This window comes from Mesoterricola silvestris, from assembly GCF_030295405.1.
Lineage (GTDB): Bacteria > Acidobacteriota > Holophagae > Holophagales > Holophagaceae > Mesoterricola > Mesoterricola silvestris.
In genome coordinates this window covers 2,106,643-2,131,985 of the sequence record NZ_AP027080.1, presented here as the reverse complement: position 1 = coordinate 2,131,985, position 25,343 = coordinate 2,106,643, and the positions used below count along the sequence as shown (strand labels likewise).

21 protein-coding genes are annotated in these 25,343 nt (G+C 71.1%); 12 read left to right on the top strand and 9 right to left on the bottom strand.

Annotated elements, in window-relative coordinates:
- Positions 1-38 precede the first annotated feature (38 nt).
- The 5 genes from R2J76_RS09225 to R2J76_RS09205 form a co-directional block, all read right to left on the bottom strand.
- Positions 39-1,349 carry a DPP IV N-terminal domain-containing protein gene (locus R2J76_RS09225; RefSeq protein ID WP_316415557.1) on the bottom strand — a complete coding sequence of 437 codons (1,311 nt, stop codon included), beginning with the start codon at positions 1,347-1,349 and terminating at the stop codon, positions 39-41.
- Between the two features lie 106 nt (positions 1,350-1,455).
- Positions 1,456-1,842: a (deoxy)nucleoside triphosphate pyrophosphohydrolase gene (locus R2J76_RS09220; protein WP_316415556.1), complete on the bottom strand. Its 387-nt coding sequence runs from the start codon at positions 1,840-1,842 to the stop codon at positions 1,456-1,458.
- Positions 1,839-2,642, bottom strand: coding sequence for a ribonuclease HII (locus R2J76_RS09215; RefSeq protein ID WP_316415555.1), 804 nt, complete (start codon positions 2,640-2,642; stop codon positions 1,839-1,841). The genes R2J76_RS09220 and R2J76_RS09215 overlap by 4 nt, the downstream gene beginning before the upstream one ends.
- Positions 2,639-4,435, bottom strand: coding sequence for a M61 family metallopeptidase (locus R2J76_RS09210; RefSeq protein ID WP_316415554.1), 1,797 nt, complete (start codon positions 4,433-4,435; stop codon positions 2,639-2,641). The genes R2J76_RS09215 and R2J76_RS09210 overlap by 4 nt, the downstream gene beginning before the upstream one ends.
- Positions 4,436-4,446: 11 nt before the next feature.
- Positions 4,447-5,082: a DUF2520 domain-containing protein gene (locus tag R2J76_RS09205; RefSeq protein ID WP_316415553.1), complete on the bottom strand. Its 636-nt coding sequence runs from the start codon at positions 5,080-5,082 to the stop codon at positions 4,447-4,449.
- A gap of 45 nt (positions 5,083-5,127) precedes the next feature.
- Between R2J76_RS09205 and R2J76_RS09200 the strand changes: the two genes are divergently transcribed.
- Positions 5,128-5,823 carry a hypothetical protein gene (locus R2J76_RS09200; protein ID WP_316415552.1) on the top strand — a complete coding sequence of 232 codons (696 nt, stop codon included), beginning with the start codon at positions 5,128-5,130 and terminating at the stop codon, positions 5,821-5,823.
- Between the two features lie 158 nt (positions 5,824-5,981).
- Here the strand turns inward: R2J76_RS09200 and R2J76_RS09195 are convergent, their stop codons facing one another.
- Both R2J76_RS09195 and elbB read right to left on the bottom strand, forming a co-directional pair.
- Complete coding sequence (locus tag R2J76_RS09195) at positions 5,982-6,254, bottom strand: hypothetical protein (protein WP_316415551.1); 273 nt, start codon at positions 6,252-6,254, stop codon at positions 5,982-5,984.
- A 78-nt stretch (positions 6,255-6,332) separates the two neighbouring features.
- Complete coding sequence (elbB, locus tag R2J76_RS09190; protein WP_316415550.1) at positions 6,333-7,022, bottom strand: isoprenoid biosynthesis glyoxalase ElbB; 690 nt, start codon at positions 7,020-7,022, stop codon at positions 6,333-6,335.
- Between the two features lie 24 nt (positions 7,023-7,046).
- Here elbB and R2J76_RS09185 point away from each other — a divergent pair, with 24 nt between their 5' ends.
- Positions 7,047-8,207, top strand: coding sequence for a pyridoxal phosphate-dependent aminotransferase (locus R2J76_RS09185; RefSeq protein WP_316415549.1), 1,161 nt, complete (start codon positions 7,047-7,049; stop codon positions 8,205-8,207).
- A gap of 8 nt (positions 8,208-8,215) precedes the next feature.
- Here R2J76_RS09185 and R2J76_RS09180 read toward each other — a convergent pair whose 3' ends face one another.
- Positions 8,216-8,644, bottom strand: a complete 429-nt coding sequence (locus R2J76_RS09180) for an SRPBCC family protein (RefSeq protein WP_316415548.1) — start codon at positions 8,642-8,644, stop codon at positions 8,216-8,218.
- A 152-nt stretch (positions 8,645-8,796) separates the two neighbouring features.
- Here R2J76_RS09180 and R2J76_RS09175 point away from each other — a divergent pair, with 152 nt between their 5' ends.
- The 10 genes from R2J76_RS09175 to R2J76_RS09130 all read left to right on the top strand — a co-directional run bounded on the left by R2J76_RS09175 (position 8,797) and on the right by R2J76_RS09130 (position 23,605).
- On the top strand, positions 8,797-10,077 hold the full coding sequence (locus R2J76_RS09175) for an MFS transporter (RefSeq protein ID WP_316415547.1): 1,281 nt from the start codon (positions 8,797-8,799) through the stop codon (positions 10,075-10,077).
- Positions 10,078-10,096: 19 nt separating this feature from the next.
- Positions 10,097-11,581: a histidine ammonia-lyase gene (hutH, locus tag R2J76_RS09170; protein ID WP_316415546.1), complete on the top strand. Its 1,485-nt coding sequence runs from the start codon at positions 10,097-10,099 to the stop codon at positions 11,579-11,581.
- A gap of 5 nt (positions 11,582-11,586) precedes the next feature.
- Positions 11,587-12,246 carry an HD domain-containing protein gene (locus R2J76_RS09165; RefSeq protein ID WP_316415545.1) on the top strand — a complete coding sequence of 220 codons (660 nt, stop codon included), beginning with the start codon at positions 11,587-11,589 and terminating at the stop codon, positions 12,244-12,246.
- Positions 12,243-14,771: a HEAT repeat domain-containing protein gene (locus R2J76_RS09160; RefSeq protein WP_316415544.1), complete on the top strand. Its 2,529-nt coding sequence runs from the start codon at positions 12,243-12,245 to the stop codon at positions 14,769-14,771. Before R2J76_RS09165 ends, R2J76_RS09160 begins: the two co-directional genes overlap by 4 nt.
- On the top strand, positions 14,768-15,835 hold the full coding sequence (locus R2J76_RS09155; RefSeq protein ID WP_316415543.1) for a sensor histidine kinase: 1,068 nt from the start codon (positions 14,768-14,770) through the stop codon (positions 15,833-15,835). The genes R2J76_RS09160 and R2J76_RS09155 overlap by 4 nt, the downstream gene beginning before the upstream one ends.
- A gap of 30 nt (positions 15,836-15,865) precedes the next feature.
- A complete protein-coding gene (locus tag R2J76_RS09150; RefSeq protein ID WP_316415542.1) occupies positions 15,866-16,381 on the top strand; it encodes an inorganic diphosphatase in 516 nt (171 codons plus the stop codon).
- A 47-nt stretch (positions 16,382-16,428) separates the two neighbouring features.
- A complete protein-coding gene (locus tag R2J76_RS09145) occupies positions 16,429-17,115 on the top strand; it encodes an HAD family hydrolase (protein WP_316415541.1) in 687 nt (228 codons plus the stop codon).
- 92 nt (positions 17,116-17,207) lie between these two features.
- The gene (locus R2J76_RS09140) at positions 17,208-19,286 is read left to right on the top strand and encodes an elongation factor G (protein WP_316415540.1); all 2,079 of its coding nucleotides are present in this window, start codon (positions 17,208-17,210) and stop codon (positions 19,284-19,286) included.
- Between the two features lie 479 nt (positions 19,287-19,765).
- A complete protein-coding gene (locus R2J76_RS09135; protein WP_316415539.1) occupies positions 19,766-21,010 on the top strand; it encodes a CinA family nicotinamide mononucleotide deamidase-related protein in 1,245 nt (414 codons plus the stop codon).
- 39 nt (positions 21,011-21,049) lie between these two features.
- Positions 21,050-23,605, top strand: coding sequence for a CHASE domain-containing protein (locus R2J76_RS09130; protein ID WP_316415538.1), 2,556 nt, complete (start codon positions 21,050-21,052; stop codon positions 23,603-23,605).
- Between the two features lie 254 nt (positions 23,606-23,859).
- Here R2J76_RS09130 and R2J76_RS09125 read toward each other — a convergent pair whose 3' ends face one another.
- Positions 23,860-25,314, bottom strand: a complete 1,455-nt coding sequence (locus R2J76_RS09125) for a hypothetical protein (RefSeq protein WP_316415537.1) — start codon at positions 25,312-25,314, stop codon at positions 23,860-23,862.
- Positions 25,315-25,343: the final 29 nt, after the last annotated feature.

Below are 25,343 nucleotides of genomic sequence, written 5' to 3'. Positions count from 1 at the left end.
TTAACGCGCCCCGGAACATCCGGGGACGAATTTTTTCCTTATCTGGACCGCGTCCATTTAGGACTTTGACAACCATCAAATGCAGTGAGCTTTCTAAGGGTGTTGCCCGAAAGGTCCGTGGTATAGAGCTGCATTCCGCCCCGGCTTCCGCTGGTGAAAACGATCCTGCGTTCATCGGGAGACCAGGAGGGGGATTCGGAACTGGCCACGCCCGTCGTAATTTGATAGGACTTCCCGTCCCCAAGCTTGTAGACGAAAAGATCGAATTTCCCCTCGAAACGGGAGACGTAGGCGACCATGGTGCCCGAGGGGCTCCAGGCGGGGCTTCCGTTGTAGTTCCCCTCCCGGGTCAGGCGGCGGACATTGGAGCCGTCCTCCTCCATGAGGTAGATCTGGGGACCACCCTCGCGATCCGAGGTGAAGGCCAGCTGGGTTCCCGCGGGGTTCCAGGAGGGGTCGGTGTTGATGCAGTTGCTGTCCGTGAGGCGGCGGACCCTGCCCGTGGCCACGTCCAGCACCACGATGTCCGTGTTGCCGCGCCGGTCCCCCTGCACCAGGGCCAGGCGCTTGCCGTCCGGGGACCACACCGGGCAGAAGCAGTGGCCATCCACCTTGCCGGACACGGGGTAGAGCCGCACGTGGGGCCCGCCCACGGTGCGCTGGCCCCAGATCTCGGGGGCGCCGCCCTTGTAGGTGACGTAGGCGACCCGGCCGTCCGGGGCCACGGTGGGGGAGATGGTGAGGCTCTTGTAGTTGGTGATGGGAACCAGGTTCGCCCCGTCCCGGTCCATCTGGAAGATCTCCTTGATGCCCGGGCTCAGCTGCCTCACGAATACCACGGAGGTGGAGGCCACCCCGGGCTGCCCCGTGAGCCGGGCCATGAGGTCGTCGGAAAGCTTGTGGGCCATGCGCCGGAGCGCGGCCTCCTTGCCGGTGTAGCGCTTGCTGAAGACGGCGGTGCGGGCCTTCTTGTCCTGGGCGGCCTTGACGTCCACCACCTGGGCCACGACCTCCACGGAGCCGTCGCCGGCCCGGGTCAGGGTGGTGGTGACGAGCCACTCGGTGCCCGCGTCGGCCCAGCCCTTGTAGCTTGCGGGGTCGGTGCCCGAAGGCTGGCCGCTCCGGATGACGGCGAAGGGCCCTGCCTCGTCCAGGTCCTTGACCAGGACCTGGTGGAAGTCCGCGCTGGCCTTGGCCTCCGCGATGCCCGACACCTGGGGGCGGGGGACGGCGATGCCCAGCTTGGCGCCGGCGGACGCCTCCAGGACGACCTCCTGTCCCTGCTGGGCCCGGGCCCACGCGGCCGGGGCGAACATCATCCCCAGGCCGAGAATCACCCGCGAAATCACGTTTCCAAGCAAACCGGGACAGGTCATGCCCCCACTATACCCCCACTCCGGCGGAATTACGGTTCAATTTCCCTCATTGTCCCCGTATTTGAACTCATCACGGCCATCACCGGGGCGCGCAGGCCAGGGTTTCCGGGAGCCCCCGGTTGGCTTCGGGCATGGGCAGTCGCGCCATTTCCCCAGGGGTGAACCAGCCCCAGGCCAGGGGCGCATGCAGGGTCCCCGGCCCTTCGCAGAGGAACACCTGGAGTTCCACCCGGAAGGCGCCGTAGTCGTGGGCCACCGTGGCCAGGGGCGCGACCCGCTCCGGCGCCCAGCCCAGCTCCTCCTGGAGCTCCCTCCGCAGCGCGGCCTCCGGCGTCTCTCCGGGCTCGGCCTTTCCCCCGGGGAGTTCCCACAAGGCCGGGAACCGCGCGGCGAGCGGGTCCCGGCGCTGGAGGAAGAACCTCCCCTCCCGGCGGATGGCCGCGACGCACACGCGGAGGGCGCTCACGGCTCGGGACCGGCGAGGACGGCGAGGCGCTCGGCGTACCGGGACCTCAGGGCCTCGATCCATTCCAGCTTCAGTTTCGCGTAGGCCGGGCGCAGGGCGGTCTCCACCCAGGCCTGGAGCTCGGCCACCGTGGCGCAGGCCTCCATGGCTTCGGCCAGGGGGCCCCGGAGCCCCTCCTCCGGGCGCTGCAGCGCGGCCACGGGCGCGTAGCTGATGCGGTGGACGGGGGAGGGACCCAGGTCGGCCAGGGCCCTGCGGTGCAGGGGGGTCCCGTAGCCCTTGTGCCGGGCGAAGCCGTAGCCCGGCAGGACCGCCTCCATGCCGGTCATGAGCTCGTCCCGGTGGGTCTTGGCGAGGATGGAGGCGCAGGCGATGGCGCAGCTCAGGGCGTCGCCGTCCACCACGAGCCGCTCCGCCAGCCCCGTGCGGGGGGCGCGGTTGCCGTCCACCAGGAGGATGCGGGGCCGGATCTCGCACCCGGACACCGCCTGGCGCATGGCCATGAGCGAAGCCTCCAGGATGTTTTCGCGGTCGATGGCCATGTTGTCCACCTCCGCCACCGCCCAGCAGGGGAGGATCATCTTGAGTTCCGCGGCCATGGCGGCGCGCTTGTCGGGGGGGACGAGCTTGCTGTCCCGGGCCTCCCGGAGCACGTGGCCCCACCGCGCCGCGGCCTCCCGGTCCAGCACGGCGCAGGCGGCCACCACGGGACCGGCCCAGGCGCCCCGGCCGGCCTCGTCCACGCCGCCCCAGGGGATGCCCCCGGGGAGGTTGCCCAGGTCCCAGTCCAGCGGGTTCATGCGCGGCGGGCCGGGAAGGGCTGCCCCGTCCAGGCCTGGAAGGCGGACTTCTGCACCGGGGTGGCCTTCAGGTCGGCGGTGATGGAGATGGTCCGCTGGGGGTTCTCGGCGAGGGTCAGGGGGAAGGTCTCCACCCGCCCCCTTTCGGCGGCGAGGATGCGCACCTGGTCACCCGGGCCGGCATCCCCCAGGCGGTTCTGCACCTCCTGGGCGGTGGCCGTGCGCCACCCGTCCACCGCGAGGATCTCCATGCCGTAGCCCAGGCCCGCCCGGGCCGCGGGGGAGCCGGGAACGACGTTGTGCACGACGGGGGCGCCGCCCTGGAGGACCAGGCCCGCCCAGGCCCGGGCCCGCCGCAGGGCGTCGGGGTCGTCGGCGTCGGGGCCGGAGAGTGTCTCCCAGGGGGCGCGGGCGTTCAGCCTGATGCCGTAGGCCTTCTCGATGGACGACGCGTCCAGGGGCGCCCGGCCCTGGATGTGGGCGCTCCAGAAGGGCTGGGGATCCTTGCCGGAGAGGTCGTGGAAGGCCCTGCGCACATCCGCGTCGGTGAGGTGCCCGTCCCCGTGGCGCTCCCACAGGAGCGCGAAAAGCCCGTCCAGGCCCTTGGCGCCGCCCGTGGCCAGGCGCAGTTCGGCGTCCATCATCCACCCCGCCATGGCGCCCATGTCGTAGTAGCTCACGGTGCTGTTCGGGGAGAACTCGGTGGGCTTGTAGTGGCGGATCCAGGCGTCGAAGCTGGCCTCCTCGAGGCTCTGCTCCAGGCGCCCGGCCCGGGTGGTGTTGTCGGTCCAGGACGCGGCCAGCTTCCGGGAGACCCAGGACCAGGGCACCACGCCGGCCTTCATGACCAGGTCGAACTGCATGAAGCTGGTGAAGCCCTCGTGGAACCAGAGGAGGCGGGTGGGGTTCTCGGCCCGGTAGTCGAAGGGGCCCAGCACCGTGTCCCGCATGCGCTTGACGTTCCACACGTGGAAGAATTCGTGGGCGATGAGGGTGAAGAGGTCGTAGTAGCCTTCGGTCCGCTCCATCTGCTGGGGGTCGGCGATGAGGGAAGTGCAGTCCCGGTGCTCCAGGCCGCCCCGGAGCTTGGGGCTGAAGGTCAGCAGGAAGAGGTAGCGCCGGAAGGGGAAGCCCCCGAAGATCCGCGCCGCGGCGCCCACGATGGCCTCGGTGGCCTCCACGATGCGCGCCTCGTCCCCGGGGTGGGGGCCGGTGACGGCCACCTGGAACTCGCAGCCCCGGGACCGGAAGGTGTGCACGCGGAAGGTGCCCAGCTCGAAGGGCGAATCCACCAGGGTGTCGTGGTCCTCGGCGAGGTAGCTCCCTTCGCGCCGGGGAAGGCTGGTGGCCACGCGCCAGCCCTTGGGCCAGCCCTCGAACCGCACCTCGAAGGGCCGCTGGGGCTGGTCCTCCAGGTAGAGGAAGGTGGCCGCGCCCACCAGGTGGGCGTGGAGGGCGTCCACGTGGTTGGTGCGCACCGTGAGGTCGTTGCAGAAGAGGCGATAGACCACCCGGAGGCCCCGGGGGGAGCCCTCCACGCGCCAGCGCTGCTTGTCCAGCTTCCGGCAGGGGACGGGCTGGCCCGCGCCGTCGGAGACCTCGAGGCGGTCCAGGAACCGCGCGTAGTCCCGCACCAGGTACGAGCCCGGGGTCCAGGCCGGCAGGGCCAGCACGGCCTCGCCCTCCACCGCCCCGGGAGGGAACTGGAGCTCCACCTGGATCTCGTGCATGGATAGGCTGAGGGGGCGGATGGTGACCAGCACCGGCTCCAGGGGAATCTGTTTCACGGCCATGGTCGCTCCACTCAAAGGTCTCCAAGTTCCAGGAACACGTCCCTCCAGTCCCCGGGCAGGGCGGCGGCGTCCCGGGCGACGGTCGCGGCGTCCCCGCGCACGAAGGGGCCGGTGCGGCCCGCGGCGCCGTGCTTCTCCACGTTGCGGAGGGTGGCCTCCGCCAGGGGGGCCAGGCCCCGGCCCGGCAGCGCCACGCCCTGGCGGGCCAGCAGTTCCCGGGCGCCCAGCCACAGGGTGGCGGCATGGCCCGAGGCGAGCACGGCGCAGGCGTGGTAGAGGGGCTTCACGGCGGCGGGCAGATCGAAGGGGGCGAAGCCCAGGTCCCGGAAGGCCGCCACCAGGCCGGCGGGGACCGCGCCCGTGAGGGCCAGGGGCGTGCCCCGCCAATCCCCGGCGGCGCCGTCGAAACTGGTGAGGGGGTGGGCGCTGGGCACGCCCTCCAGGTGGAGGCTCCCGGAAAGGTGGACGCAGCGCCCCGGGAAGAGGCGGGCCAGGCCCTCCACGGCCCCGTCGGGAACGGCCAGGAGCACCGGGCCCCCGGGCCGGGCGGTTCCGGGCAGCAGGGTCGCGCGGCCCCCCCAGGCCTCCGCCAGGGCCCGACCCGCGCGCCCCCGGCCGAGGATGGAGAAGGATGTCCAGGGTTCCATGTCCCTAGAGTATCGCAACGGCCTCCTTTGGCCGAGAATGGTCCCGTGACCTGGCCCCTTCCACCCCACCTGCCGTGGCCCCAGTTCCTGCGGCGCCTGCGGCATCCCGCTCCGCCCCCCGGGTGGCTGGAGGCCGCCGCCGACCTGGAGGAGGTGCGCCGGAGGCCCGTACTGCTCCGCTGGATCGCCCAGCACCCCCGCCTAGGCGCCCACCTGCGGGGCCGGCTGTTGCCCACCTTGCCCTGGCGCGCCCTGGCCAGCATCGCCCAGGATGCCGCCGCCCACCCCCAGGCCCGTCAGCACGCCACCGAGCGTCTGCTGGCGCTCTGGCCCGGCCTCACCCCGGGGGAGCGCCGCAGCCTGGCCATGGCGGCCCCCCGCCAGCTCTGGCCGTCCATCTGGAAGACCCGGGACCCGCGGGTGCTGGAAGCCTTCCTGCAGCACCCGCGCCTGGGGGTGGAGGCCCTGGCGGCGATGGTGCAGCCCCCCCTGGACCCCGCCCAGGCCGAGGCGCTGCAGGCCTCCCGCTGGCTGGAGGTGGTGCCCGTGGCCCACCAGGTGCTGGTGGCCCTGGACCGGGGCCTGGAGATCCCCGGAAGCGGCCTGGTGCTGGGCATGGCCTCGCCCTGGATCAAGGCCCTGCCGGAGGAGGAGCGGCTGCTGGCGGCCACGCGGCTGGTCCACCCCACCCTGCGCCGCATGGTCCGCGCCTGGGCGGCGCCCCGGCTTCCGGAGGACTGAGCCCTGGTATCAAGACCTCAGCGATCTCGCCTGCCGATGATTGAGCCTAGGACCGGTAAGTGGCAAGCAATGCTCGCCGGGGATGGACGGGGATGAACGCGGAAGGGTGGGGATGATGTTGCACCCCTGCTGAACCCGGCGCGCCGGCCCCCAGGGCCTCACCGGGGTGGCCGGGGAGAACCCGGCGGCGGGGGGATCCGCGGCTGAACCAGGGGGACGGCATTCCCCGGGCCCATGGGTACGGGCTGCATGGCGCGGAAGCCCGCCAGGTTCGCGAAGATCCTCCAGGGCCCCGTGGGGACGAAGACGCCGCCCAGGATCCGGGTTCCCCCGGGCTCGGCGGGCTTGGGAGGCAGGGCGGCGGCCGGCGCGTGGGACAGGGCCAGGATCACGGCCAGGGAACAGGCCCTGGGCCAGGCGGGGACGGGCATGGGAACTCCTTTTCGCGGGGGGCTTCGGTCCGGGCGGAACCCGGACGCTCCAGGAATGCGAAGACCCGGAAGAAGGATTCACCTGCCGGGGCGGATCCTGCCGACCACCTCGGCGCAGCAGCGTTCGATGCCCGCCCAGACGTCGGAGATGCGGGCGTCGTCGTACATGTAGGCGGGGGTCGTCACCAGGTTCAGGGCCTCGTCGACGACGATCTCCCGGGCGGAGGGCACCGCCCGGTGGGCGATGCCCAGCTGGGCCATGGCGCCGGCGACCCCTTCGCCCGAACCCAGGGTCAGGGTCCCCTTGCGGCCCAGGGAGGAAAGCACCATGGCCACCAGGGCGGGGGCGATGCAGATGGCGCCCACGGGCTTGCCGGCCTCGAAGAAGGCCGAGACGAACTTCAGGACATCGGGGCGCACGGTGCCGGCGGCCCCCTCCCGGGCGAAGGTGCAGAAATTCTTCGCGACGCCGGCGCCCCCGGGCAGGAGCAGGGCGTCGAAGGACGCGGGGTCGGCCTTGGCCAGGTCCAGGCACTTGCCCGCCCGGGCGATGCGGGAGGCCTCTTCGAGGATATTGCGCGCGGCTCCGGTGCGCTGGCCTCCGCGGTGGTCCACCACCTCGGCCTGGGGCGCGTCCGGGGCGAAGCACTGCACCCGGGCCCCGTGCTGGTCCAGGGCCAGCAGGGTGAAGACCGCCTCCCGGATCTCCGCGCCATCCACGTGGCCGCATCCCGCGAGGAGCACCGCGACGTTGGGAACCTGGCTCATGTCCGCCTCCTGTATCCTGGGTCCATGATATCCAGACGCCTCCCCGGCTCGTTCGAGTCCAATGCCCTGTCCCGGGAAATCGCCGCGTTCCGGGCCCAGGGCCGCCCCTTCCTGGATCTCACGTCCTCCAACCCCACCCGGTGCGGGCTGCCCTATCCGGAGGCCGGGATCCTGGCGGCCCTGGCCGCGCCTTCCGTGCTGGCCTACGACCCGGACCCCCGGGGCGCCGCCCGGGCCCGGGAGGCGGTGGCGGCCTGGCACGGGGTGGACCCCGGGGACCTGGTGCTCACGGCCTCCACCTCCGAGGCGTACGGGTGGCTCTTCAAGCTCCTCTGCGACCCCGGGGACCAGGTGCTGGTGCCGTCCCCCAGCTACCCCCTCTTCCACTGGCTGGCGGCCCTGGAGGGGGTGGAGGCCCGGCAGGTGCCCGCCCTGCGCACGGACCGGTGGGACCTGGATTTCCAGGCCCTGGCCGGGGCGGCCACCCCCCGCACCCGGGCGGTGGTGGTGGTCAATCCCAACAACCCCACCGGCCAGTTCCTCTCCCGGGAGGAGTGGCCCAGGCTCCTGGCCTTCTGCGCGGAGCGGGGGCTGGCGCTGCTGGTGGACGAGGTCTTCGCCGACTACGCCCTGGAGCCCGCCCCGGACCACCTCCCCACGGCCCTGGGGGAGGCGGACCCGCCCTGCCCCCTCTTCGTGCTTTCCGGCCTGAGCAAGATCGCCGCCCTGCCCCAGATCAAGCTGGGCTGGATCGTGGCCCGGGGGGCCCCGGCCCGGGCCTGCCTGGAGCCCCTGGCCTTCATCGCCGACCAGTACCTGTCCGTGTCGGCCCCGGCCCTGGCCGCCGCGGGCCCCCTCCTGGCCCTGGCCCCCGGCATCCAGGCCGGGCTCCGGGCACGGCTGGCCTCGAACCTGGCCGCCCTGGACGCCGAACTGGCCCGCCGTCCCTCCCTTTCCCGGGCCCGGGTGGAGGGAGGCTGGTCGGCCATCCTCCGGGTTCCCGCCCTGGAGCCGGGGGAGGACCTGGCCCTGCGCCTCCTCCGGGAAGCCGGGGTGCTGATCCATCCGGGGCATTTCTTCGACCTGCCCGGGGACGGGCACCTGGTGTGCAGCCTCCTGCCCGCGGACTTCCCCGAGGGCATCGGGCGGGTGGGAAAAAGCATCGCCCCGGCGGGCGGAAAATAATGAATTTCCTATGATTGCCGGGCCGAGGCCATGCGCGCCAGGGTGCGCATGCCGGGGGCCAGGCCCTCCCGCAGGGTCCGGCCCCGGGTGAGGGCGTAGAACCAGGACAGGGGCCCGGTGATCTCGATGCGGTGGGTCATGCGGGTGCCCAGGTCGCAGGCCTCCTGGGCGTGGGTGTGGCGGATCTCGGCCAGGGGGAGCTTCACCAGGGCCGTGAAGGAGGACCGCTCCTCCACCCGGGCCAGGCGGAAGACCCGGCGGCCTTCGCCCCGGATCTCCAGGCGCCCCCGGGTGCCGGAGGAGAAGGGGCCCGAAAGCTCGGCCCAGGTGATGCCCGTGTCCCACTGGGGCCAGGCGGACACCTCCTCCAGCTTGGCCCAGACGTCCCCGGGCTCCGCCGAGGTGTCCAGGGTGTGCTCCGCGTGCCAGTTGACCATCGTTGCCGTTCCCTTGGCTAGAAATAACTCATAGAGACAATTCAACCCGTGGCCTTTCCAGGTAACCATGAATCAGGCCTGGAAGGTAAGCGAGAAATCGTCGCAGGTGAAAGGTGGGCTCCGACTCTGTATGTTAGTAGGTTGGAGAAGTCATGCAGCCATCAAAACGGGCCCAGTTGGCCATTTTCTGCACCGTCGTCGTGGATCTTCTCGGCTTCGGCATCGTCATTCCCATCCTTCCGCTCTACGCGAAGACCCTGGCCCTGCATCCCTCCCCCTGGATGGACTGGGTGAACCAGGCCCTCAACCTCAAGGACTCCCCCTTCGTCTTCTGGGCGGGGGTGGTCCTGGTGATCCACCCCATCGCCCAGTTCATCGCCGCGCCCATCCTCGGGCGGGTGTCGGACCTGGTGGGACGCAGGCCGGTGCTGTGGATGTCCCTCATGGGCACCTGCGCGGCCTACCTCCTCATGGCCATGACCGGGAGGTTCGAATGGGTGCTGGGGGCGCGCGTCCTGGACGGCGTCACGGGGGGCAACATCTCCGTGGCCCAGGCGGCCATGGCGGACTCCTCCTCCCCCCAGGAGCGCTCCAAGGCCCTGGGGATCATCGGGGCCGCCTTCGGCCTGGGCTTCGTCCTGGGGCCGGCCATCGCGGGGATCCTCTCCGGCTCCCAGCTGGGCAAGACGATGCTCGCCACCCACGGGTGGCACCTGCCCTTCTTCGTGGCCGCGGGCATGAGCTTTTTCGCGTCCATGCTCGTGCTGATCTGGCTCCCCGAGACCCTGGGCCCCGAGGCCAGGACCCACGCCCGGAAGGTGCAGAGCCGCGGCCACGCCCTGGTGCACGCCCTGAAGCGCCCCGGCATGCCCCAGATACTCCTCATCGCCTTCCTGGCCATGACCGGGTTCGCCATGATGGAGGGCACCTACGCCCTCCTCTGCGCCCGGCGCTTCAATTTCAGCCAGCGGGGGGTGGGGTACCTCTTCGCCTTCGTGGGCGTGCTCATCGTCATCTACCAGGGCGGCCTGGTGCGGGTGGTGGCCAAGCGCATCCCCGAGCGGGTCGCGCAGCTGGCGGGCCTGGCCATGATGGCCTGCAGCCTGCCCCTGATCCCCTACGCCCCCTGGGAGGCCCCCTTCCTCCTGGTCATGGTGCCCCTGGTGTGGGGCTCGGGCATGAACCAGACCGCCACCTCGGCCCTGGCCAGCCAGATCACGCCCAAGGACGAGCAGGGGGGCTTGTTTGGTGTCATAACATCCATGTCCACCATCGGACGCATCGTCGGTCCGCTTCTGGGCACCTATACCTTCGCCAGGTTCGGCTATGCGGCGCCCTACTGGGTGGCGGCGGCATGCCTGACCCTCGGCCTCGTGGTGGCCATCGGGCTCCTCCGCACGCCGGCGCCCCTGCCCGAGGAAGATCCCATCTGAAACTTCCAACGGAGATTGCATGACCAGCCTGAACGGAAACGATCTTGACGCGCGCGTCCTGAGGGGCATCGCCCTGGGCTCCGCCGTCACCCTGGACGAGAAGGCCCTGGCCCGGGTGGCGGAGAACCGGAAGGTGATCCAGCGCATCCTGGACGAGGGGAGGACGGTCTACGGCATCAATACCGGCTTCGGCCAGTTCGCCACGGTGGTGATCCCCCCCGACCAGCTCGCCACCCTCCAGCTCAACCTCGTGCGCAGCCACGCCGCGGGCGTGGGCGAGCCCCTGCCCAAGGACCAGACCCGGGCCCTCATGGCGGCGCGCATCAACTGCCTGCTCAAGGGCCATTCGGGCATCCGCCCCGAGCCCATCCGCCTCCTGGCGGCCTGCCTCAACCGGGACGTGCTGCCCGTGGTGCCCTCCCAGGGCAGCGTGGGGGCCTCGGGGGACCTGGCCCCCCTGGCGCACATGGCCCTGCTCCTGGTGGGCGAAGGCCTGGCCTGGGACGGCGAGGCCCACATCCCCGGGGGCCGGGCCCTGGCCAAGGCCGGCCTTCAGCCCATCACCCTGGAGCCCAAGGAGGGCCTGGCCCTCATCAACGGCACCCAGCTCATCACCGCCGTGGGCAACCTGGCCGTGGCCCGGCTCATGGACCTGGTGCCCCTGGCCGACGAGATCGCAGCCCTGAGCCTGGAGGCCCTGCGGGGCACCCGGGCCCCCTACGATCCCCGCATCCACCAGGCCCGCCCCCACCCCGGCCAGATCCAGGTGGCCGCCCACATGCGCGAGATCCTGGGCGAGACCAGCGAGATCGCCGAGAGCCACAAGGACTGCACCCGGGTCCAGGACGCCTATTCCCTGCGCTGCATCCCCCAGGTGCACGGGGTCACCCGGGACGCCCTGAAGTTCGCGGGAGAGATCCTCCAGCGCGAGCTCAACAGCGCCACGGACAATCCCATGATCTTCACCGAGACCCAGGAGAGCCGCAGCGGCGGCAACTTCCACGGCCAGTACCCCGCCTTCGCCTGCGATCTGCTGGCCATCGCCGCCTGCGATCTGGCCAGCATCTCGGAGCGGCGCCAGGAGCGGCTGGTGAACCCGGCCTACTCGGACCTGCCCGCCTTCCTCACCCGGGAGGGCGGCCTGGAATCGGGCTTCATGATGGCCCACGTCACCTCCGCCGCCCTGGTCTCGGAAATGAAGGGCCTGGCCCACCCGGCCTGCGTGGACACCATCCCCACCAGCGCCGGCAAGGAGGACCACGTGAGCATGGGCCCCATCGCCGCCCGCAAGCTCATGCGGGCCGTGGACGCCCTGGAGCAGGTGCTGGCCCTGGAGGCCCGCATGGCCCTGGAGGGGGTGCGCATCCTGGGCATGGCCCCCGCCCGGGGCCTGGAGCCCCTCATGGAACGGCTCGCCGCGGCCTGCCCCCCCTGGAACGACCGCCCGATGTACGAGGAGATCGCACACGCCGCTGACGCGTTGCGGGTGCATGTGGGAGAATGACCGCCATGACCCCATGGAGACAGCGTTGCGAGGAGGCCCTGGGGGCCCAGTCGAGGGCGGACGCCATCCGCTTCTGGGGCACCTCGCACGAAGGCAGGCCTGTCTTCGACTACCGGTTCGAGCACACCCTGGCCGCCGTGAGGCTGGCGAAGTGGCTGGCCCCCCTGGCGGGGGCCGACCCCGACGTGGTGGAGTGCGCGGCCTGGCTCCATGACTGCCGCAAGGTCCTCAACGCCCCCCGGACCCCGGACCACCACGCCCAGGAAGCCTCGGACGCGGTGGCCGGCATCCTGGAAGGCACGGACTTCCCCCCCGGCAAGATCCCCGCCGTGCGCCACGCCATCGAGCACCACGTGGGCCTCAAGCTGACCCGCCGCCTGGAGCCCGCGGAAACCGCCTGCCTCTGGGACGCCGACAAGCTCAGCAAGCTCGGGGCCGCCAGCCTCGTGCACTACAACTGCATCTCCGGGGGCTTCGGCCCCGTGGACACCGCCACCATCCTCGCCCGGGGCCGGCACTGGCTGGGCCTGGCCCGGGACATCGCCGGCAGCATGAACACCGACGCCGGCCGCGCCGAGGCCGGGCGCCGCCTGGCCTTCCTCGAGGCCTACTACGAACAGCTCCGCCGCGAGTGGAGCGATCCCATGGAGCCCTCCACGCCATGAGCGACTTCCAGGAACTCCTGCAGACCCTTCAGATGGCCCTCAAAACCCGGCTGATGTACACCGCCGCGCACCCGAGGGCCAAGGGATCCATGGAGGCCCTGACGATGCTCATCGAGGACTGGCTGCAGGACCGGCCCACCCTCCACGTCGCCACTTCGGGGGGCCGGATGTTCGTGGACGGCCAGCCCTTCGAGGGCCAGGGCATCCACCTGACGAACACCGGCAAGCTCCTGTCGGAGCGGCAGATCTCGGGGATCATCTTCAGCCGGGGAATCGAGACCTGGGAGGTGGAGGAGCTGCTGGACCTGCTCATCCTCAAGCCCTCGCGCATCGAGGAGCTGGGGGGGGCGGGCCGGATCATCGGGGACAAGAACCTCCAGCACATCGAAATGGGCCAGGTGCAGTACCGGGAGGTGCGGGAAGGGGAGGCCGGAAGCGCCCCCGATGCCGGCCCCGCCATGCGGCCCGTGACCCTTCCCGCCGGGGCCCAGCTCCCGGTCGAACCCGCGCCCAGGACCCCGCCGGCCCCCACCCTGGACGCCCTCCAGGCCATGATCGACCAGTGGCGGCAGGAATTCCAGAAGCTGCACGGGATCAAGGCCGCGGCCATGGGCTGGCAGGGCACCGGCGCTCCGGGCCCCGGCCCGGGCATGCCCGGCTTCGGCGGCCCCGGCCTGGGCGCCCCCGGCTTCGGCGGGCCGGGCACGGCGGAGTTCGGCTCCGGCGGCCCCGGGCCCGGCGGCATCGGCCCGGGCGGCCCCGGCACCGACGGCCCCGAGCATCCCGGCCCCGAGGCCGGTCCCGGCGGCCCCGGCCCCGACCTCGCCGCGGACCTGGACGCCCTGGGGAAGGGCCCCATGGACCTCTCCTTCCTGGCGGGCACCCTTTCCGCCGTGGGTTTCGGGGAAGGCTTCCCCACCGCCCAGCAGATGGAGGGCCTGCGCACCGCCCTGCGGGAGCTGCCTCCGGGGACCCTCCTGTCCATGGTGGCCGGCCTGGACACCCTGCCCCATTCGCCTGCGGGCCTGCGCATGGCCTTCCAGGCCCTGGCGCCGGAAATCTTCGGCCACGCCACGGCCTCGATGCTGGCCCAGGGCGCCGGCCAGGGCGACACCTGGGACGCCCTCAAGGACCACCTCCACGCGATCCTCCAGGGCTCCCCCTCCTTCCAGGGGCTCCTGGCGGCCCTGGAGAACGAACTGCGCAACCGCGGCCTCGGGCTGGAGAACCTCCACGACCTGGTCTCCCGCATGGACTGGGAGACCATGGGCATCGACGAGCAGCTCCGGCTCGTGGCCGAGCACGACCACCTCTGGAAGCTCAGCCACGACCAGCGCCTGCGCTTCCTCCGCAAGCTCCTGGACGAGGGCCGGCTGGACACCTTCGGCACCATCCTCGAGGAGGTGGTGCGCAACCTCACCAGCGACGACGCCCACCGCCGCGAGATGGCGGCCCGCACCCTGGGGGGGGTGGTCCACTGGCTGGCGGTGCCCGGCATCCCCCCCGAATGCGAACTGTCCCTGCTCCACGGGCTCACCGCCCATTTCGGCTCCGAGCGCCTCCCCCGCACCCACCACATCACCACCGAGGCCCTGGGCACGGCCCTGGACGAGATGGTCCAGCGGGGCGAGCCCGGCCACGCCCATGCCCTCCTCCTGGAGCTGGACGCCCTTGTGATGTTCCTGGCGTCCCGGGAGCCCTGGCGCACCGATGCCCTGGCGTGGCTCTGGGAGCGCCTGGCCCAGCCCGAGTCCCTGGCCCGGGTGATGGAGCTGCTTCACACCTCCAACCCCGAGAGCCTGCTCAACGAACTGATCCCCTACCTGGAGAAGGTGGGCATGCCCGCCGCCCAGGCCCTGGTGGAGGTGCTGGGCGAGGAGCAGGACCGCAAGCGGCGCGCGCGGCTCATGGAAGTGATCCGCGGCCTGGGCGGCCTGGCCCTGCCGGCGGTGATCGCGTCCCTGGAATCCCCCAAGTGGTTCCTGGTGCGCAACACCCTCAACCTCATGGCGGACATGGGCGACATGGCCGCCCTCAAGCCCGCCGAGGCCTGCCTCGGGCACCACGACGTGCGGGTGCGCTGCGCCGCGGTGCGCACCGCCTGGAAGGTGGGCGGCCCCGTGGCCATGCCCGCGCTCCTGGCCGCCTTCGGGAAGGCCGACCCCGACACCATGCTGGAGATCCTGTTCGCCTTCGGCCAGATCCGTTCGGCCGCGGCCGTCCCGACCCTGGGCGCCTTCGCCACGGACCATCGCATGCCCGAGAAGCTCCGGGCCCGGGCCGCCGAGGTGCTGGGCACCATCGGGGACCCCTCCGCCCTGCCCTTCCTGGAGGAGCTGGTGCGCCGCAAGGGGCGGATCTTCACCACCGCCGAGCCCACGGAGATCCGGGTGGCGGCCTGCCGGTCCCTGGCCGCCCTGGGCACCCCCGTGGCCCTGGGCTCCCTTCGCGCCCTGGTGGCCAAGGAACCCCGGAACAGCGACCGCCCCCTGCTGCAGCAGGTGCTCGAGCAGAGCCTCCGGTGACCGTCCTGCCCGAGCCCCAGCAGCTCATGGAGGCCTTCGCGGCCTTCACGCAGGCCTCGGAACAGCTCCAGCAGCGCTACGAATCCCTCCAGGGCCAGCTGGGGCAGCTGGGCAACGAGCTCCAGACGGTGCTGGAGACGGTCCCCTACGCCATCTGGGTGGTGGGCCCCGGGGGCGAGCTGCGCTTCACCAACCGCAACCGGGGCCTGGGGGGCACCTTCCAGGACGGCCCGGAGCCCTGGGAGCCCGGCGCGCCCCTGGGGCTCCGGCGCTTCAAGGGCGACGACGGCCAGGACCGCTTCATGGAGCAGGAGAGCCGCCCCACCGACACCGGGCAGATCATCAGCCTCCGGGACGTCACCGAGGCCCACCTCCGGGCGGAGCAGGCCACCCGGGAGGAGCGCCTCCAGGCCATGGGCCTCATGGCCGCGGAACTGGCCCACGAGATCCGCAACCCCCTGGGCAGCCTCTCGCTCTTCTCCGGCATGCTGGTGGAGGACCTGCAGCACATGCCGGCCCAGGCCGAGCTCGCCCACCACATCCAGGACAGCGTCCAGCGCCTGAACACCCTGGTGGCCAACACCCTCACCTTCAGCCGGGACATCACCCCCAAGCCCCAGGTCTTCGCCCTGGCCGAGTTCTGGGAGAGCGTCCGCCGGGGGACCTCCCTGCCCGAGGACGTGGCCTGGGAGAACCGGATCCCCCCGGCGGCCACCTGGCACGCGGACCCCGACCTCCTGCGCCAGGTGGCGGTCAATCTCATCCAGAACGGCCTGCGGGCCCTGGACGGGCGCCCCTTCCCCCGGCTCGACCTCTCCGCGGCCCGGGAGAGCGTGGGGGGCCGGCCCCACTGGCGGCTCACCCTGGAGGACAACGGGTGCGGCATCGCCGCCGACGCCCTGGCGCGGATCTTCGACCCCTTCTACACCACCTTCGGGGGCGGCACGGGCCTGGGCCTGGCGGTGAGCCACCGCATCCTCATGGCCCATTCGGGCCTCATGAACATCGAAAGCAGCCTCGGCCGGGGCACCAAGGTCCATCTGAGGCTCCCTGCCGGGGCCTGATTGTGGCACCATGGACAGTTCGGAGGCTTCATGTCGCTTCACATGATCGGACCTGGGAAAAATTCGCCGCAACTCGTCAACGCGGTCGTCGAAATTCCCTACGGATCCAGGGTCAAGTACGAGATCGACCACGTCACCAGCCTCGTGAAGGTCGACCGGGTGCTCTATTCCCCCATCCACTACCCCGCCGAGTACGGCTTCATCCCCCATACCCTGGCCCCCGACGGGGATCCCTGCGACATCCTCGTGCTCATCGTGGGCGCCACCTACCCCGGGGTGATCATCGAGGCCAAGCCCATCGGCATCCTCCGCATGTCCGACGACAAGGGCCAGGACGACAAGATCCTCAGCGTGGCCGCGTCCGATCCCAACTACATGCACGTGGACACCCTCGCCGACCTGCCCCCCCACCTCCTCCGGGAAGTGGAGCACTTCTTCCTCACGTACAAGAACCTCGAATCCAAGGATGTCACCAGCGGCGGCTGGGCCGGCAAGGAGGAGGCCCTGGCCTTCATCGAGGAATGCATCCAGGCGTACCGACACTAGGCTGACGGGCTTTCGCCCGGCGGCCCCCTTCCCCAGGAGGCTCGCGCATGGGTCTGATCTGCTTCGATCTCGACGGGACCCTCGTGGATCCGCTCCGGGCCATGGTCCATTGCATCGAAACCACCTGCGGGGAACTGGCCCTCCAGGCGCCCGCCCGGGACGTGGTGCGGCGCTTCATCGGCTTCGGGCCCGGGGAGCTCTTCGCCTCCCTGCCCGGGCTGGAGGATCCGGCGCGCCTGGACGAGGCCATCGCCCGGTACTGGTCCCACTTCGAGGAATCCGGCATCGCCAAGCACCGGGTCTACGAGGGCATCCCCCTCATGCTCACCCGGCTCCGCCGGCAGGGCCACAGCCTGCACCTGGTCACCGTGAAGCCCACCCGCTACGCCCGGCGGGTGCTCCACGAATTCGACCTCCTGCTGAGCTTCGACCAGGTCTTCGGCACGGCCCCCCGGGACCGGTACAAGTCCAAGAGCGAAGTCCTCACCCAGCTGCGGCTCCAGGGGGTGGTGCAGCCGGGCGGCTACATGGTGGGCGATCGGGCGGACGATATGGCCTCCGGCAAGGCCAACGGCCTCATCCCCCTGGGCGTCACGTACGGCTTCGGCACCGCGTCCGAGCTGCAGGACGCCGGGGCCGACAAGCTCTTCGGCACGCCCGCGGCCCTTGACGAATGGTTCAAGACCTCCCTGCCCGGTTCGGAAATCCACGACGCCTTTTCCAAATCGGAATGAGACCCGCTCGCGGCGGATTTCAGGCACACCTTCCGACGCCGCGCCGCGGGGCCCGAGCTTTTTGATTGCCTTTGGACCGCCGTGACGAAAAGATGGCATCAACCATTTCCTTCAAAAGCCAAACCAAGGAGATACCCGTGCCAAAGCCCCAATCAGCCCCTCGTGTTGCGGCCATCGTCGGGCCGTACATGTCCGGGAAGACCACCCTTCTCGAAAGCCTCCTTTTCGCCGCCAACGCCATCCCCCGGAAGGGGACCGTCAAGGAGGGCAACACCGTCGGCGATGCATCCGTCGAGGCCAAGGCGCGCCAGATGAGCGTCGAGGCCTCGGTCGCCACCGCCACCTACCTGGGCGAGACCTGGACCTTCATCGACTGCCCCGGCTCCGTGGAGTTCAGCCAGGAGAGCATCAACGCCCTGATGGTGGCCGACGCCGCCGTCGTGGTGTGCGAGGCCGATCCCACCCGCGCGCCCATGGCCGCCCCCATCCTCAAGCTCCTGGACGACCACAACATCCCCCACACCATCTTCCTCAACAAGGTGGACAGCCTCACGGACCCCGGCAAGATCGCCGAGACCCTGCGCGCCCTGCAGCCCATGTCGCCCCATCCCCTGGTCCTGCGCGAGTATCCCATCCACGCCGGGAGCTTCATCACGGGCTACGAGGAGCTGAGCATGGAGCGGGCCTTCAAGGCCAACCCCGGCCATCCCTCCGACGAGATCCCCATCCCCGATTCCATCCGCGACGAGGCCCTCCTGGCGCGCCAGGAGATGCTGGAAGCCATCAGCACCCTGGACGACGCCCTCATGGAGAAGCTCCTGGAGGAGCAGGTGCCCACCCGCGAGGAGGTGTTCGCCACCCTCACCCGCGGCTTCAAGGGCGACCAGATCGTGCCGGTGCTCCTGGGCTCGGCCGACAAGGACCTGGGCGTCCGCCGCCTCCTGAAGCTCCTGCGCCACGAGGGCCCCGAGCCCGCCGACACCGCGTCGCGCCTGGGCATCGCCAACGGCAAGGAGGTCCTCCTCCAGGTGTGGAAGACCCTCAACGCCCAGCACGTGGGCAAGCTCTCCCTGGCCCGCGTGTGGCACGGGGAGGTCACCGAAGGCATGGCCTTCGCCGCCGGCCGCCCCAGCTCCCTCACCAAGCCCTTCGGCGCCAAGCAGGAGAAGGCGCTCAAGGTCGGGGCCGGCGAGATCGTCGCCCTGGGCCGCATGGAATCCGTCAAGACGGGCGACTGCCTCACCCTCAACACTCCCGTCCAGCTGCCCTGGCCCGACCCCATCCAGCCCATGACCGCGCTGGCGGTGCGCTGCGCCAAGAGCGGCGACGAGGTGAAGCTCTCCTCCGCCATCCAGAAGCTGGTGGACGAGGATCCCTCCTACACCATCGAGCAGAACGCCGAGACCCAGGAGCGCGTGATCTGGGGCCAGGGCGAGATCCACCTGAAGGTGGCCCTGGACCGCATCCGCCGCTGGGGCGTGGAGGTCACCTTCGCCCAGCCCACCATCCCCTACCGCGAGACCATCCGCAAGCCCGTGAAGCAGCACGGGCGCTACAAGCACCAGTCCGGCGGCCACGGCGCCTTCGGCGACGTGCACATCGAGTTCAAGCCCCGGCAGCGCGGCGAGGGCCTGAAGTTCTCCGACACCATCGTCGGCGGCGTCATCCCCAAGAACTACATCCCGGCCGTGGAGAACGGGTTCTACGAATTCGCCAAGCAGGGCCCCCTGGGCTTCCCCATGGTGGACGTGGAGGCCGTGCTCTTCTTCGGGTCGTTCCACACCGTGGACTCCAGCGAAATGGCCTTCAAGGCCGCCACCCGCGTGGCCATGAACGAGGGCCTGCCCCAGTGCAGCCCCGTACTGCTCGAACCCATCCTCGAGATCCACATCTCGGTTCCCTCGGAGCACACCTCCAAGGCCCAGAAGATCATCACCAGCCACCGCGCGGGCCAGATCCTCGGCTTCGACGCCAAGCCCGGATGGGAAGGCTGGGACATCGTGGACGGCTACCTCCCCCAGTCCGAGCTCCAGGGCATCATCGTCGAACTCCGCAGCCAGACCCAGGGCGTGGGTTCCTTCACCTGGTCCTTCCACCACCTCCAGGAACTCGAAGGCCGCGACGCCGAAAAGGTCGTCGAGGCCCGGAAGAAGGCCCTCGCCGAGGCCTAACAAGGATCCGTGTCCCGGACCTTCGCCCCGTTTCGTCATCGCCGGACAAGCCGGCGATGACGGGGTGGGGCGGAAGGGACGTGGGGGCTGGGCTTCGCCTATTCACTTCGTTGGGAGGGGGTGGAGGGCGGAGCGGAAGGGCCCTCCGGGAGGCCCCAGGCTGGGAGCGGCTGTCAATGGGTTCAAGAATTCGCTTCGCGTGATGGATCCCGGTGCCGGCGGGCGCCGACGCTGGATGGTGTGCAGGCCACGAGGTGTTCAGCGTTGGCGCGCTTCCCCATCCCCGCCAAACCACGCGAAGCGACCCCCGACGCAGGGTCGGGGCCAATGGGTGACAACCCGGGCCCAGGTCCGGGGTGCGGGCTTTCCGTTGCCGCGGGCCCGCCCGTGGCAACGAACCGGGGCGAAGGTCCGGGACACGCGCGAATGTCTTTCCGGGCACTGGCGCCGGGGCCCGCGATTTGGTTTAGGCTGGAGGGATGCTGCGGATCGAATGCATTGCCATCGGGTCGGAACTGCTGAATACGTCGAGGGTGGATAGTAATTCCATCTGGCTGGCGGAGAGGCTTGGGGAGATGGGGCTGGGGTTCCATCGGAAGACGGCGGTGGGGGATTCGCGGCATGATCTCCGGGAGCTCTTCCGGGAGGCGCTGGACCGGTCGGATCTGATCCTCTGCACGGGGGGGCTGGGGCCCACGTTTGACGACTTCACCAAGGAGGTGTGGGCGGAGGTGCTGGGGGCGCCGCTGGTGGAGGACCTGGCTTCGCGGCAGGCCATCCTGGACTTCTATGCGAGCCGCAACCGCACGCCGGCGGCCTCCAACTTCAAGCAGGCCCTCATCCCCCTGGGCGCCGAGGCCCTGCACAACCCGGCGGGAACGGCGCCGGGGGTGTGCTGGGAGAACCCGGACGGCTATCCGGGGCGGACCATCATCCTCTTCCCGGGGGTGCCCCGGGAGATGAAGCTCATGTGGGAGAACCACGTGGCGGCGCGCCTGGAGGCGCACCGGGGGGCCCCCACCTCCACCCTGCGCATGGTCTTCGGATCCGTGCCCGAGAGCACGCTGGAGGAGCGGGTGCGGCCCCTGCGGGAAAAGCACGCCGGCCTGGACTGGACCATCCTCGCCGGGCTCCACCACGTGGAGCTGCTGGCCCGGAGCGGCGATCCCGCGGCGCTGGCGGCGGCGGAGGCCGACTTCCGGCGGGAGCACCCCCTGGACCTGGCCTTCGTGGGACCCGAAGGGGGCATCGAGGACGCCGTCCTGGCCCTCCTGGGGGAAAGGGGCGAAACCCTGGCCGTGGCCGAGAGCATGACCGGGGGCAACATCGCGGCCCGGCTCACGTCGGTGCCCGGCTCCAGCCGCGTGTTCCAGGGGGGCGGCGTCGTCTATTCCGTGGCCGCCAAGGCGGCCCTGGCGGGCCTGGACGCGGCCTTCATCCGGGAACACGGCACGGTGAGCATGGAGGTCACCCGGGCCCTGGCCGAAGGCATCCGCGCGCGCCTGGGCACCACCTGGGGCCTGGCCGTCACCGGCAACGCCGGGCCGACCGAGGACAAGGACGGCCCGGCCCCCGTGGGCACCTGCCTCGTGGCCGCCGCGGGCCCGGAGGGGACCTTCGCCAAGGCCTTCACGATGTTCGGGACCCGGGTGGAGATGCAGGCCCGGGGCGCCTCCTGGGCGCTGGATCACCTTCGCAGGACCATCCCGGAAAAAAGGGGCTAGTATCCTCTCCAGTCCCATTCCATCCGGACGGGGTGTCCCTTGAATCCCCTGAACCAGCGCGTCATCCTGCGGTATCCCCGCTTCGTCGGCCTCGTGCTATGCGCGGGCCTGGCGGCGTCCCTCCTGGGGGCCCTGGCGGCGCGCCGGTTCCAGTTGAAGGCGACCCGCGCGCGCGTGGAGCAGGAAGCCGCCATCGCCCAGGAGAACCTCGACTACACCATCCAGGCCTACCGGGATATCCTCCTGGGCTTCCGGGGGCATTCCACGGCCGGGCTCGGTCTGAACCGGGAGCGGTTCCACCAGTACTTCGCGTCCCTCGACCTCAGGACCCACCACCCGGGGCTCCTGTCCGTGAGCTACGGCGTGGAGATCCCGGGCCCCGGGCGGGACCGGGCGGAGCAGGCGCTGCGGCGGGAGATGGGGGACCCCGCGTTCACCATCCATCCCCCGGGGGCGCGCCCCGGCTATTTCGTGCTCCTGTTCGCCGAGCCCAGCGAGAGCAACCGCGGTTCCATCGGCAGGGACACGCGCAGCCTGCCGGGACAGGCCCAGGACATCGACCGGGCCCGGGACAGCGGGGCCCTGGTGCTCAGCGGCCCCATGAAGGTCCTCCAGTACGACGGCCCCGATCCGGGCCTCCTCATGCGCCTGCCCCTGTACCGCGGCAGCCCGGCCACACTGGAGGAGCGCAGGGCGAACTTCGTGGGCTGCATCAACGGGGCCTTCCGGGTGCAGGACCTCATCACCGAGGCCCTGGGCAAGGAGGCCCTCCGCAAGCTGGACGTCCACATCACCGACGCCGGGCCCTGGGGCGAGCCGGGTCCGCCCCTCCAGCTCTACGGGACCCCCCTCGCCGGCGGCCACCTGCTGGAGCGCACCCTGGAAGTCTTCGGGCGCACCTGGTGCTTCGAATTCCGGGCCCGCCGGGAATTCGCCGGCAGCGCGGAGTGGACCGTCCCCGTGGGCATCGGCGTCTCGGGCGGCCTGATCACCCTCCTCCTCTGGGGCCTCATGGCCTCCCTGGCCCAGACCGGCCAGCGGGCCCGCCTCCTGGCCCTGCGCATGACGGAACAGCTGCGGGAGGAGGAGTCCCGCACGGAGGCCATGGCCCTGGCCGTGCCCGACCCGGTGGCCGTCCTGGACGAGGACGGCCGTTTCCTGCGGATCTACGGCCAGCACCCCACCGTCCTGGGCGTCTCCGCCGGCGCCCTGATGGGCACCACCATCCCCCGGGCCCTGCCCCGGGACGCCGCGGACATCCTCCTGGACGCGGTCCGCAAGGCCCTGGACACGCACCGCCTGCAGACGGCCTGTTTCGAGCTCTCCACCTCCCAGGGCCGCTGCGACTACGAGGGCCGCATCCTGCGCATGGGCCAGCCCCTGGACGGCAAGGCCTGCGTGGTCCTCTCCATCCGGGACATCACCGAGCGCAACCGGGCCGAGGAGATCGCCCGCACCAAGCAGAAGCTGGAGAGCCTGGGCGTCCTGGCCGGGGGAATCGCCCACGACTTCAACAATTTCCTCACGGCCATCCTGGGCCACGTGAACATGGCCCAGGAGCTCCTCGAGCCGGGGTCCGGGGCCGAGCCCATGCTCAAGCGCGCCGAGGCCTCGGTGCTCCGCGCCGCGGAACTGGCGCACCAGATGCTGGCCTATTCCGGGCGGGGCAGCCTCAAGGTCGATCTGCTGGACCTGAACCTCATGGTCATGGAGATGACCGAACTCCTCGCCGTATCCATCGCCAAGAAGGCCGACCTGACCTTCCACCTGGAGCCCGGCCTGCCCATGATCATGGCCGACGCGGTGCAGATCCAGCAGGTGGTCATGAACCTGGTCACCAACGCCTCCGACGCCATCGCCGGCGGCACCGGCTCCATCGCCATCGAGACGCGGCACCTGGAGGCCGGCAGGGACCAGCTGGAGGAACGCTTCCCCGGCCAGGGCCTGGAGCCCGGCGCCTACGCCGCGCTCCTGGTCTCGGACACCGGCTGCGGCATGGACCCGGAGACCCTCAAGCGCATCTTCGACCCCTTCTACACCACCAAGTCCACCGGCCGCGGCCTGGGCCTCTCGGCGCTGCTGGGCATCCTCCGCGGGCACAAGGCCGGCATCCACATCTCCAGCGAACCCGGGCGCGGCTCCCGCTTCGAGATCCTGTTCCCCTCCGCGGGCCCCGCCCCCTCGCGGGATCCGGCCCCCGCCGGCGCCGGCGCGGAGGGGCAGCGTCTCACGGGCCTGGCCCTGGTGGCCGACGACGAGCCCATGGTGCGCAGCATCGTGGTCGACTTCCTGGAGCACCGCGGCATGGAGGTCCTGGCCGCCGTGGACGGCCTGGAGGCCGTGGAACTCTTCACCCGGCACCTGGGCCGGGTGGACCTGGTCCTCCTGGACATCACCATGCCCCGCATGGACGGCAACGAGGCCTTCCGCGCCATCCGCGCCCTGGATCCCCGCATCCCCGTGATCCTCCTCAGCGGCTTCAGCGCCCGGGACGTGGCCACCCCCCCGCCGGGCACGGCGCCGGCGGTGTTCGTGCAGAAGCCGTTCCGCACGGTGGATCTGGAAGAGGCGGTGCGGAAGGTGCGGCAGGTCTGAATGGGGCTTCGCTCGGGTGTGTCGGCAAACCCCAGGCGCCTTGAACCCGTGATGAAGGGGCTGTTCCAGGTCGAGCGGATCCCGGTTCATCCCATCCATCGGCGTTCATCCCGGTTTCCGCAGGGCTGACGCCGAGGTGGGTCGGAGCGCACGTTACTCGACGTCCTTGACCCAAAGGTGGAAAAAACTCCCGGCGAAGTACAAACGGGGATGAACAGGATCCAGGGGAAAGAGCAGGATAAAGAACGTCAGTTCTATTTGGCGTTCACCGTGACCTGGGCCGTCGCGCTGCCGTAGGGGCCTTCCACGAGCAGGGTGTAGGTGGTCGTCGCCACCGGCTTCACCAGGGCGCTGGCGCCCCGCACGGGACCGGGGGCCGGGGTCAGGAAGGCGCGGGTGGCGCCGGTCGCCGTCCAGGACAGGGTGGTGCCGCCGCCGGCCGCGGGGGTGGCGGTGAAGGCCTGGATGGCGGGGGCGGCGCCGGCAGGGACGGTGGTGTACACCGTGCCCATCTGCACGACTTCCAGATCCGCCCCGGTGATGCCGCCGAGGGCGTGGAGGTCGGTGTTGTCCCAACGGGCATCGGGGCACCCGGAGAGGTACCAGGCGGAGCCGTTGTCGGCGAGGATCATGCCGTAGGTCTTCAGGGCCTTCAGGATCACCCGGGACTGGGGCGGAAAGCCGGAGATGTCCCGGGCCGCCTTGAGGCGGAAGCGCGTCCCCATGGGGGGTGCGCCGGAGCTGGTGTCGGAGGAGGCCCAGTGGGTCGCGGGGGCGACGAAGGCCTTCCGGGTTGCGGGGACGGTGAGGCGCAGGGCGTGGCGGATGGCGCCCGAGGCCAGTTCGTCGTACTTGGCCAGGCCCGGGAAGAGCGGAAGGCCCGCGGCGTCGGCGCTGGTCCAGCCCCAGGGGCGCAGGGCGCCGGAGGCCGCGTCCCAGATGGCGCCGCTGTCGGCGCGCCAGGAGCCGTCGGGTTGCAGCTGGGAACCGTAGAGCTCGTAGATGAAGTTGGCGTCCCGGTCCAGCACCAGGACGTGGCGGTCGCCGGAGGTGCCCGTGGGATCGGCGCCCTCGAAGGGGGGCGGCACGGGAATGGGCATGGGGCCGGGATCGCTTTCGCCGCCGTAGGCCTGGTAGGCCACGGGCACCCGGGTCTGGCCGCCGGCCACCACGGCGTAGGGGATGCCGATGGGCGCGCCCTGGTAGGTGCCGGATCCGAAGTCCGCGTGGAGCCCCGTGGCCGCGCCCACGAAGGCCACGATGGCCGCGGAGGCCGGGTCCGCGGGCAGGCCCGAGACATCCTGGTTCCAGGGGCTGTCGCCGGGGAACGGCAGGTAGCCGTTGAGGGCGGCCCCGATGCCCAGGCTGGGCACGCCCTGGGCCGGCACCGGCACCACGGTCACCGTGGCCTGGCCGGCGTAGGAGGGCTGGGCCGCGAGCACGGCCTTCACGTGGTAGGTGCCCGGAACCGCCGGGGCGGTGTAGAGGCCCGCCGCCGTGATGGAACCGCCGCCGGTCTCCAGGACGCTCCAGAGGACCGAGGCATCCGCGGCATGGCCCACGGCGGCCGTGAAGGCCTGGGTGAGCCCGGCCTGCACCGAAGCGGAGGCGGGCTGGACGAGGATCGTGGGGGCGCCGGGGGCGGCCTTGGATCCACCCCCGCAGGCCAGGGCGAGGGGAAGCGCGAACAATGCCAGGAACGCTCGCATGGGGATCTCCGGTGGGCCCAATGCTAACC

Excerpts from the sequence above, each read along its gene's own strand:
- R2J76_RS09215 (WP_316415555.1), bottom strand. The coding sequence starts at position 2,642 with ATGAACCCGCTGGACTGGGACCTGGGCAACCTCCCCGGGGGCATCCCC.
- R2J76_RS09210 (WP_316415554.1), bottom strand. The coding sequence starts at position 4,435 with ATGGCCGTGAAACAGATTCCCCTGGAGCCGGTGCTGGTCACCATCCGC.
- R2J76_RS09205 (WP_316415553.1), bottom strand. The coding sequence starts at position 5,082 with ATGGAACCCTGGACATCCTTCTCCATCCTCGGCCGGGGGCGCGCGGGT.
- R2J76_RS09195 (WP_316415551.1), bottom strand. The coding sequence starts at position 6,254 with ATGCCCGTCCCCGCCTGGCCCAGGGCCTGTTCCCTGGCCGTGATCCTG.
- elbB (WP_316415550.1), bottom strand. The coding sequence starts at position 7,022 with ATGAGCCAGGTTCCCAACGTCGCGGTGCTCCTCGCGGGATGCGGCCAC.
- R2J76_RS09185 (WP_316415549.1), top strand. The coding sequence starts at position 7,047 with ATGATATCCAGACGCCTCCCCGGCTCGTTCGAGTCCAATGCCCTGTCC.
- R2J76_RS09180 (WP_316415548.1), bottom strand. The coding sequence starts at position 8,644 with ATGGTCAACTGGCACGCGGAGCACACCCTGGACACCTCGGCGGAGCCC.
- R2J76_RS09175 (WP_316415547.1), top strand. The coding sequence starts at position 8,797 with ATGCAGCCATCAAAACGGGCCCAGTTGGCCATTTTCTGCACCGTCGTC.
- hutH (WP_316415546.1), top strand. The coding sequence starts at position 10,097 with ATGACCAGCCTGAACGGAAACGATCTTGACGCGCGCGTCCTGAGGGGC.
- R2J76_RS09165 (WP_316415545.1), top strand. The coding sequence starts at position 11,587 with ATGACCCCATGGAGACAGCGTTGCGAGGAGGCCCTGGGGGCCCAGTCG.
- R2J76_RS09160 (WP_316415544.1), top strand. The coding sequence starts at position 12,243 with ATGAGCGACTTCCAGGAACTCCTGCAGACCCTTCAGATGGCCCTCAAA.
- R2J76_RS09150 (WP_316415542.1), top strand. The coding sequence starts at position 15,866 with ATGTCGCTTCACATGATCGGACCTGGGAAAAATTCGCCGCAACTCGTC.
- R2J76_RS09145 (WP_316415541.1), top strand. The coding sequence starts at position 16,429 with ATGGGTCTGATCTGCTTCGATCTCGACGGGACCCTCGTGGATCCGCTC.
- R2J76_RS09140 (WP_316415540.1), top strand. The coding sequence starts at position 17,208 with ATGGCATCAACCATTTCCTTCAAAAGCCAAACCAAGGAGATACCCGTG.
- R2J76_RS09135 (WP_316415539.1), top strand. The coding sequence starts at position 19,766 with ATGCTGCGGATCGAATGCATTGCCATCGGGTCGGAACTGCTGAATACG.
- R2J76_RS09125 (WP_316415537.1), bottom strand. The coding sequence starts at position 25,314 with ATGCGAGCGTTCCTGGCATTGTTCGCGCTTCCCCTCGCCCTGGCCTGC.